2 protein-coding genes and 1 pseudogene are annotated in these 2851 nt (G+C 75.6%); 2 read left to right on the top strand and 1 reads right to left on the bottom strand.

The genetic code is table 11. The features are described 5' to 3' along the window. Nucleotides 1-203 (bottom strand): annotated as a pseudogene (locus AB0J52_RS34780) (hypothetical protein); the annotation flags it as partial. 350 nt (nt 204-553) lie between these two features. Here AB0J52_RS34780 and AB0J52_RS34785 point away from each other — a divergent pair. Then, nucleotides 554-1579 carry an AAA family ATPase gene (locus AB0J52_RS34785; protein ID WP_500187149.1) on the top strand — a complete coding sequence of 342 codons (1026 nt, stop codon included), beginning with the start codon at nt 554-556 and terminating at the stop codon, nt 1577-1579. Between the two features lie 278 nt (nt 1580-1857). After that, a partial coding sequence (locus AB0J52_RS34790; protein ID WP_500187150.1) for a DUF58 domain-containing protein occupies nt 1858-2851 on the top strand: 994 nt, incomplete at its 3' end.

The raw sequence follows: 2851 nt of genomic DNA on the forward strand, positions 1-2851 counted from the left end.
ATGCCCGCGAGGATCGCGGCGCGGAACCGGTCGCGGGCGGCGGCGTCCTCGGCGGCGTCGCGGGACAGGACCGCGACGCTCGCGCGGCGGCCTTCGTCGTCCACGGCCAGGTACACGATCCCGGCCGCGTTCTCGGTGAGCCGGGCCGTCAACCGGAACGGCCCCAACCGGACAGGGTCCCCGGAGGGCATCGGCCGCGACATGCCCGTCAGCCTAACAACCCGGGCCCGGCCCGGGACCCGCCCGCCCGCCGTCTCCGCCTGTCCCGACCGGTGGGGGCGCGGGGTGGGCCGGGTCCGCCGCGGGGTGTCCGCGCGGCGCGCGCGGCCGGGGTGGCGGGGCCGGGGTGGCGGGGCGGGGGTGGGTGGTCCGCGCCACACGCTGGGGAGTGATCGCGTAAGGTCGGAAAAAGGGGCCGCACCGCCACGGGGCGTCCTCTGCTGCCGTCGCCCGCCGGGACGCGCGGCCGCCGCCCGCCTGGGGCGGTGTCGCCGCGGTCCCGGCCGCGGCTGCTCCGCCGTCCGATGCCGTCCACCCAGTGAGGGACCCGCAGATGACCGTCGCCGCCCACGACGTCGACCAGGCCGCCGCGCTGCTCCAGCGGACGGTCGCGGAGGTCAAGAAGGTCATCGTGGGGCAGGAGCACATGGTCGAGCGGATGGTCGTGGCGCTGCTGGCGCGCGGCCACTGCCTGATCGAGGGTGTGCCCGGTGTCGCCAAGACGCTGGCGGTGGGGACGCTGGCGCGGGTGGTGGGCGGGACGTTCGCGCGGTTGCAGTTCACTCCGGACCTGGTGCCGTCCGACATCGTCGGGACCCGGATCTACCATCCGTCGACCGAGCAGTTCGATGTGGAGCTCGGTCCGGTGTTCGTGAACTTCGTGCTGGCCGACGAGATCAACCGGGCGCCGGCGAAGGTGCAGTCGGCGCTGCTGGAGGTGATGGCCGAGCGGCAGGTGTCGCTGGGCGGGCACACCTACCGGCTGCCGGCGCCGTTCATCGTGCTGGCGACGCAGAACCCGATCGAGTCCGAGGGCGTGTACCCGCTGCCGGAGGCGCAGCGGGACCGGTTCCTGATGAAGATCGACGTGCGGTATCCGGGAGCGCACGAGGAGCTGCAGATCCTGCGGCGGATGAGCGTGGACCCGCCGGAGGCCGATCCGATCCTGACGCCCGAGCGGCTGATCGAGTTGCAGCGGGCCGCCGAGGAGGTGTCGGTGCACGAGCTGGTCGCCGACTACATCGTGCGGCTGGTGATGGCGACGCGGGAGCCGGAGCAGTACCGGCTGCCGGACCTGCGGCCGGTGATCGAGATCGGTGCGAGTCCGCGCGCGACGCTGGGTCTGGTCGGCGCGGCGCGGGCGCTGGCGCTGGTGAACGGCCGCGACTACGTGCTGCCCGATGATGTGCGGGCGGTCGCGCGGGATGTGATGTCGCACCGGATCGTGCTGTCGTTCGACGCCCTGGCCGACGGGGTGGACACCGGTGAGGTGGTGGAGCAGATCCTCGCGGCGGTGCCGCCGCCGCGGGTGGTGTGGAACCAGGGGTCTCCGGCCGGGGCCGGCCAGGTGACGGCCTGATGGCTCCCGCCGCCGGCGCGTCCGGGCCGCCGCCCGACCCGGATGCCCCGCACGTCCCCGAACGCCCCACCGGCCCTGCCGGACCTGCGGGTCCTGTGGGGGGCGACGGTTCGGTCCCGCCGGCCGGGCCTGCCGGAGCGGCGTCTCCAGCCGGGGCCCCGGGGGGTGCGGGTTTTCCTGGGGGTCCGGGGGACGCGTGGGGGCGGCGGCCGGGGTTCGCGCCGCCGGCCGCGCCCGTCCCCGACCGGTCGGGGACGCGTGACTCGCGGCTGGCCGAGCTGGTGCCCGAGCGGACGCTGCGGCGGCTGGAGCTGTCGGTGACGCGCCGGCTGGACGGGCTGCTGAACGGCGAGCACCTGGGCCTGCTCCCGGGGCCGGGCACCGAGGTCGCCGAGGCGCGCCTGTACCAGCCGGGTGAGGACGACGTGCGGCACATGGACTGGGCGGTGACCGCGCGCACCACCATCCCGCACGTGCGGGACCTGATCGCCGACCACGAGCTGGAGGTGTGGGCGCTGGCCGACCTCACGCCCAGCATGGGGTTCGGGACGGGCCGGATGGTCAAGCGTGACCTGGCGGTGGCGGCGCTGGCCGCGGTGGGGTTCCTGACCGTCCGGCTGGGTGACCGGGTCGGCGCGTACCTGCTGGACCGGGACCGGCTGCGGCGTCGTCCGGCGCGCACGGGCAAGGCCGCGCTGTACGCGCTGCTGCAGGATGTGCTGGACACCGATCCGCATCGTCCGGAGGCCGCGCGGCCCGGCGGGACGCTCGGTGTCCCGACGCCCGCCGCGATGCCCGAGAACCTGGGCGGCTCCGGCGCCGGCGGCGTGGGCGCCGGTGGGGTGCGGCCGGATCTGGCGGCGGGCATCGAGGCGCTGCATCGCGGGCAGACCCGCCGCGGCCTGCGCGTGGTCATCTCCGACTTCCTCCCCGACGCCGAACCCGAACCCGCCCCGGCCAGGAGCTGGTGGCGTGGCGCCCGTCCCTCCGTTGAGGAGCGGCCACGGGACGGGGGCCCGGGTGGGGAGGAGTTGCCGTGGGAGCGGCCGCTGCGGCGGCTCGCGGCGCGGCACCAGGTCCTCGCCGTGGAGATCATCGACCCGCGTGAGCTGGACCTGCCCGACATCGGCCCGGTCGCGCTGACCGATCCGGAGACGGGCGCCACCCACGAGATCCACCTGTCCCGCAAGGTCCGCGAGCGGTACGCGGCGGCGGCGAATCGTCCTGCTCCTGACCGGCACCTTCCTGACGCTGTTCTTCCATCCCGGGGAC

It is taken from the genome of Spirillospora sp. NPDC049652 (genome assembly GCF_040675125.1).
GTDB lineage: Bacteria > Actinomycetota > Actinomycetes > Streptosporangiales > Streptosporangiaceae > Spirillospora.

Coding starts and splice junctions, on each gene's coding strand:
- AB0J52_RS34785 (WP_500187149.1), top strand. CDS start 554: ATGACCGTCGCCGCCCACGACGTCGACCAGGCCGCCGCGCTGCTCCAG.